Annotated in this window: 6 protein-coding genes; 4 read left to right on the top strand and 2 right to left on the bottom strand. The window is 59.2% G+C overall.

Annotated features, from left to right (window positions below):
- The first annotated feature begins 769 nt into the window (after positions 1-769).
- The 4 genes from ACGG9J_RS08310 to ACGG9J_RS08295 all read left to right on the top strand — a co-directional run bounded on the left by ACGG9J_RS08310 (position 770) and on the right by ACGG9J_RS08295 (position 3,924).
- A complete protein-coding gene (locus tag ACGG9J_RS08310) occupies positions 770-2,200 on the top strand; it encodes a ParB/RepB/Spo0J family partition protein (RefSeq protein ID WP_015022037.1) in 1,431 nt (476 codons plus the stop codon).
- Between the two features lie 148 nt (positions 2,201-2,348).
- Complete coding sequence (locus tag ACGG9J_RS08305; protein ID WP_390135362.1) at positions 2,349-2,618, top strand: hypothetical protein; 270 nt, start codon at positions 2,349-2,351, stop codon at positions 2,616-2,618.
- Positions 2,619-2,642: 24 nt separating this feature from the next.
- On the top strand, positions 2,643-2,990 hold the full coding sequence (locus ACGG9J_RS08300) for a hypothetical protein (protein ID WP_015022035.1): 348 nt from the start codon (positions 2,643-2,645) through the stop codon (positions 2,988-2,990).
- Positions 2,991-3,363: 373 nt separating this feature from the next.
- Positions 3,364-3,924, top strand: a complete 561-nt coding sequence (locus ACGG9J_RS08295; RefSeq protein WP_015022034.1) for a hypothetical protein — start codon at positions 3,364-3,366, stop codon at positions 3,922-3,924.
- 135 nt (positions 3,925-4,059) lie between these two features.
- Here ACGG9J_RS08295 and ACGG9J_RS08290 read toward each other — a convergent pair whose 3' ends face one another.
- Together ACGG9J_RS08290 and ACGG9J_RS08285 are read right to left on the bottom strand one after the other, a co-directional pair.
- Positions 4,060-4,506: a hypothetical protein gene (locus ACGG9J_RS08290; RefSeq protein WP_015022033.1), complete on the bottom strand. Its 447-nt coding sequence runs from the start codon at positions 4,504-4,506 to the stop codon at positions 4,060-4,062.
- A 22-nt stretch (positions 4,507-4,528) separates the two neighbouring features.
- Positions 4,529-5,008 (bottom strand): hypothetical protein, encoded by a 480-nt coding sequence (locus ACGG9J_RS08285; RefSeq protein WP_390135361.1) that lies wholly within the window; start codon positions 5,006-5,008, stop codon positions 4,529-4,531.
- Positions 5,009-5,352: the final 344 nt, after the last annotated feature.

The raw sequence follows: 5,352 nt of genomic DNA, 5'->3' as shown, positions 1-5,352 counted from the left end.
ACACTACGGCACCGCCATCAACTGGAACGAGTTCCACACACCAGTCAGATACCCCAACACCACACTCTGACCAACACACAACCAAACCCACACACAGAACCTAAAACAACGCGTTTAGTTCCTATAGCCCCTGATGCCGGAGAGACCGTTCTGTATCAGCATAGAGGCTAGATTGGCTGAGCTCTGATAAGGATGCGAAGGGTAAGGAATACGAGCGGTGTCCATCTCAGTTACACCCCTTTAGATAAAAAAGTGCCGCCCTAGTGTGCATATCATATAAATATGATAGAGGCAGTGGCGGCTTCTAACAAGCTTTAATATACTCGGGATATCAGTTAGAAAGCTTCATCAAGATAAAGCTTCACAATATAAACACATTTCTTATCGGATGGTCTTTCTTCTATCATGAGCTACTGCAGATCACCCTTCAATCGGCAAACATAAAACTGGTCGGCTCGGCCGGGGTTGTGGTCATCGGCGGCTGCGCCTTGATGTCTGGCCGCCGCTGTCGCACGCCTGCGGCGTGCTGCTGAAGGGGTTGGGAATGTGGTGTTTGTGCCGCCCCCTTCCATTCTGGCCCGGGCCGCTGCGACTCAAGCCCCGAGCGTCTCCGCCCACACCCCGCTCCGGCCGAGGGGGCCGAACAGCATGCCCCCTCGGCCTCCGGGGGAGTGTTCGGATCCACGCGGGGGCTTGACTCTCCGCTATACCCGGGCCGCCATTCCAGGCGTCGGCACAAACAGTCCCGGCACCAAGGAAAGGAACACCCATGAACACCACAACCACAGTGACCATGCTGCCCATCGACGCCATCAGGCCCAACGACGCCAACCCCCGAAGCGAGATAGGAGACGTGTCGGAGCTGGCCATGAGCATCGCGTCCCAAGGCATACAGCAGGCCCTGGTCGTCACACCGGCGAACCAGGAGGGGCGGCACACCCTGGTCATCGGACACCGGCGGCTGGCGGCCGCCGAGCAGGCCGGCCTTGCAACCGTGCCCTGTATCATCACCGACATGGACGAGCAGACCCAGGCGGAGGTGATGCTGGTAGAGAACATACACCGTGACCAGCTCACCGCCCTGGACGAGGCACGCGGATACGCCCACCTCCTGGACCTTGGCGAAGACGTGGACCAGATGGCCAAAGCCACTGGCCGCAGCCGCAGCACCGTGCAGCGACGGCTCAAAATATCGTCCATCGACGACGAGAAAATACTCGCGCTGCCATCCCAGCTGAGCTTCGAGGAATTGGAGACGATAGCCGACTTCCGCGACGACGAAGGCCTGCAAGACCAGCTCATCAAAGCCGCAGGCACCAACAACTGGAACATGACACTGCACCAGGTCCAGGCCAAACGGTCGCTGGACAAGTGGATCGAACAGGCCCAGGAAGCCATCAAGCAGGCCGGGCTGCCCATCGTGCCGCTGACACCATCACAATCCTGGTCTGACCCGGAAGGTTGGCGCACCATCGCCCGATTCTCCCCGGATACCGACCCCGACCCCAAGCAGGCCCTCGACACATGGCTGGAGGAATGGGAAGGCGACAAACCCACGGCCGCCGGACTGCTCGACCGTGGCGGACAGTGGCGCGTCAAAATCACCCTGCTGGAGCCATACACCCAACAGGACCAGGAGGACGAACGCCGGCAAAGAGAGGATGACCTGGCCAGGTGGCAAGCCGAACAAGAAGCCGAAATCGCACCGGCCAAGCAACTGGACACGGCAAGCCACGACCTGCGGCTGGCCTACACGCAACGGCTCATGTCCCTCAAACGCCCCGCCAAAAACCAGTCCCAGGCCCTGTCCATGCTGGTCATCGCCCAAGCGAGCCAACGCACCTGGTGGGTCAGCCGGGACCAGGTGCGGGACACATGGCGCGCCATCGTCCAGGACCAGGAAGCCGAGCTGGCGCAAAAGGCCGACCTTGACGAGAGTCGCCGCACCCAGACGGCCTTCGCCCTGTGCCACGCCATCATGGAGACACAGATCAACCACGAGACCTGGCGCAGCCAAGACGACATAGACGGCCTGCTCAAACCCCTCTACCGTGCCCTCCAAACCGCAGGCTACGCCATCAGCGACGAAGAGCAATCCGGTCTCGACGGCGACCTGGTGCCCCGACCTGAAGAGGAAGACAACGAAGGGAACGAAGATGAAACAGACGACGGCGACCAGGAGGAGGACACCAAAGAGTGAATGAACCCCGCAGCCGGCGGCGGCGCAGCGATGCCTCGCGCCACCCCACGGGGTGGAATCGGCATCGTCGAACGCCCCGCGTTCGGACAGCCAGACCGCAACGCGAGGAACGCACGACTGGTTTGTATGTGCAATTTGTACTACACTCATGATCATGGAGATCGAGATAGAGCAATCAGCCCGCAAGCACGGCTGCGCCGACGACGAAATCAGGCACGCGGTCCTCCACTCCATAGGCCACGAACAAATCGAGGGCTACGGCGACGAGATGACGGTGGTCTTCGTCGGCCAGCCACACCCCGGGGCCCTACCCGACAACCTGCTCGAAGTCATCGTCAGCAAATGGCAGGACGGCCAGCTCCACGCCTTCCACGCCATGCCGCTGACCAGCCGGTGGCAACATCTCAGATACCAATAGACACAACCAACAAGGAGCCAGACCATGACCAACACACAGACACCCGCCGACAGGGCAGCACACGCCGAAGCACTCGACCGCATGGCCGACGCCGGCCAATTCACACCCATCGAAGGCACCCGGGTATACCGGGGCTACGACGCCGGCCCCCTGACCGACGACGACCTGCTCTCCATCTTCGCCGGCCGCCCCCGCGACGAACTCAAACAACCCACCAGCAAAACCTGGCAGGTACGCACCACCCCGGCCCTGGACCAATGGGCCGAAGCCGCCGTCAAAACAGAAGGCACCAACCTATCGGCACTGATCCGCCAAGCCACCGCCGAATACCTGGCACACCACTACCCAGGACTCCGAAGCCAGATGGCCTGACCCATCAGGGCAACATCATCAAGGGACCCCTCAACGGGGTCCCTTTTTCCATGCTCGGCTCGGCCGGGGTTGTGGTCATCGGCGGCTGCGCCTTGATGTCTGGCCGCCGCTGTCGCACGCCTGCGGCGTGCTGCTGAAGGGGTTGGGAATGTGGTGTTTGTGCCGCCCCCTTCCATTCTGGCCCGGGCCGCTGCGACTCAAGCCCCGAGCGTCTCCGCCCACACCCCGCTCCGGCCGAGGGGGCCGAACAGCATGCCCCCTCGGCCTCCGGGGGAGTGTTCGGATCCACGCGGGGGCTTGACTCTCCGCTATACCCGGGCCGCCATTCCAGGCGTCGGCACAAACAGTCCCGGCACCAAGGAAAGGAACACCCATGAACACCACAACCAGCCTCCAGGACGACGTCAAGCAACTGAGCCAGGACCCCCAACTCATGCTCACCGCAGGCCGACAGGCCCTCGACAGCATCATGCGCATACTCGACGGCACCCACCAGCCCGAAGCCATAGGACACGACCGGCTCACCCGCATGGCCGCGCTGATAGAAACCTCACTGCCGCACCGCGACGCGCTCCTGGTCGCCGCCATCAACCCCGACACCACCCGAGACGACCTGACCACCATCACCGAACAACCCCACGACCCCGCCGCCGTCAAACTCATCTTCACCAGCCTCACCACCTGCTTCGAAGGCCGGACCCCCGTCAACCAGGAACGCGCCGACAGAGCCTACAACCTCTTCGACCAGCTCACCGCCGCCGTCGGCCCCACCCCACACCTCAGCGCCTCCAGAGCCTACCTGGCCTGGGCCGCCCGCGACCCCGACCAAGCCAGCTCATACATGGTCCAAGCCCTCACCCTCGACCGAACCAACAACCTCGCAGCGCTCATCGCCCTGGCCCTCAGTAAGAACATCAACCCCACCGACGACTAACACCACACACAACCAAACCGAAGAGGTCTCCTCCCAAACCAAGGAGGAGACCTCTCCGCGTCCGATGCGTTTCTCCCGCCCCATAAAAGGGGCACTCGAATCCGCTTCATTCCCTAGGAATGATCGTTTTTTAGATTAATCATGCTTGTCTGCAGCATCAACGGCATGAATGACGAGTAGGGAGATGAGAATGGTGAGAACCTCAGTTATCAAAGATGAGAGCGCCATGGCTTCCCACCTGCTGAAGGCCAAGGCCATCAACCCCATGAGAAACACAAAACTCACAACTTCGCTAACAAGCTTCTTCAAGACCTTGTGACTGCTCATGCTAAACAACACATCCACCAACGCATCAGTTATGTAGGTACCAAAGAACCACAACAGAAAGATAACGATGGTACCCAAAACCCCACGCCACCCATGCACCCAGGAACGAACGCCACCGAAAGGGAGCAAGCGATAAGTGACACCAATGCCGACCGCAAAAGGAAAGACAAAACCCAACAACACAGTTCCGAAAAAACCAACACCGGTAATCGCATCCGAAACCGTTACATGGTCTGATCGTCCACGGTCACTCATCGCTCACCCCTCTCTCCATGAATCAGAGGAACAAATCAACCCATGTCGCCGTGTATTCAGCAATATCGTAAGGGATGCCCAGCTGCATCAAACCTGAGACGATAGCGGCATGAGTCCAGACGCCGGTGGCTTCCAGGAAGTCTGCAATCCGACCGGCCCACGGAGCAATCTTGGCAGGAAGCTTGGAACCTCCCCAGCGCAGAAGCTTAATGACAGCTTTCTTGGCGATCGTCGTAGCCCAATTCCTCGATTGGAAGCCATTACCGGCAGTGCCATCATGCATCGAGAATGCATACTCGGTCAGGATGCCAGCACCTTCATAATCACCGTTTTCCCATGCGGTATCCGCTATCTCCAGCACATCCCTCGGAGTCAGCGAATCGGTGACTTGACTCACGATAGATGTCGAAGCGGTATCCACAGGCTCTGCAGCCATCGCCTGACTGGGAACCATGGCGACTCCCATAGACAGCGCAAGTGGAACAGCAACGCTGGCGAGCACAACCTACTTTTGATAGTGTTCAGAGCTTTCATCATAAGCCCCTTTCCGTTTGTTGAGTCAATTCATCCTTGATAACCAATAACGAAGTCAGCGGTGTCAGCCATGGCACCTCTGACAACCCAGCTAAAACTGGAATACTGCACTGATAGATAGGCCTAACTATCATTCTTGAGTTATTACATCAACGGTGACAGTAGCACCACCGTTACACCATTATAGGGCTATAGGAACTAAACGCGTTGTTTATGTTGGGGGTTTGGCCTTGTGGCTGTAAGCGTGTTGGGTGGTTGTTAATAGGTCGGGTTGTTAATAGGGGTCTTGCAGGGGTGCCCGTTCCTGTTCGA

It is taken from the genome of Bifidobacterium apicola (assembly GCF_042846865.1).
GTDB classification, from domain to species: Bacteria; Actinomycetota; Actinomycetes; order Actinomycetales; family Bifidobacteriaceae; genus Bombiscardovia; species Bombiscardovia apicola.
This window is presented reverse-complemented; position numbering and strand designations above follow the sequence as displayed.

What these genes read in the sequence shown, in the direction of transcription:
- ACGG9J_RS08310 (WP_015022037.1), top strand. Translation starts at nt 770, where the DNA reads ATGAACACCACAACCACAGTGACCATGCTGCCCATCGACGCCATCAGG.
- ACGG9J_RS08305 (WP_390135362.1), top strand. Translation starts at nt 2,349, where the DNA reads ATGATCATGGAGATCGAGATAGAGCAATCAGCCCGCAAGCACGGCTGC.
- ACGG9J_RS08300 (WP_015022035.1), top strand. Translation starts at nt 2,643, where the DNA reads ATGACCAACACACAGACACCCGCCGACAGGGCAGCACACGCCGAAGCA.
- ACGG9J_RS08295 (WP_015022034.1), top strand. Translation starts at nt 3,364, where the DNA reads ATGAACACCACAACCAGCCTCCAGGACGACGTCAAGCAACTGAGCCAG.
- ACGG9J_RS08290 (WP_015022033.1), bottom strand. Translation starts at nt 4,506, where the DNA reads ATGAGTGACCGTGGACGATCAGACCATGTAACGGTTTCGGATGCGATT.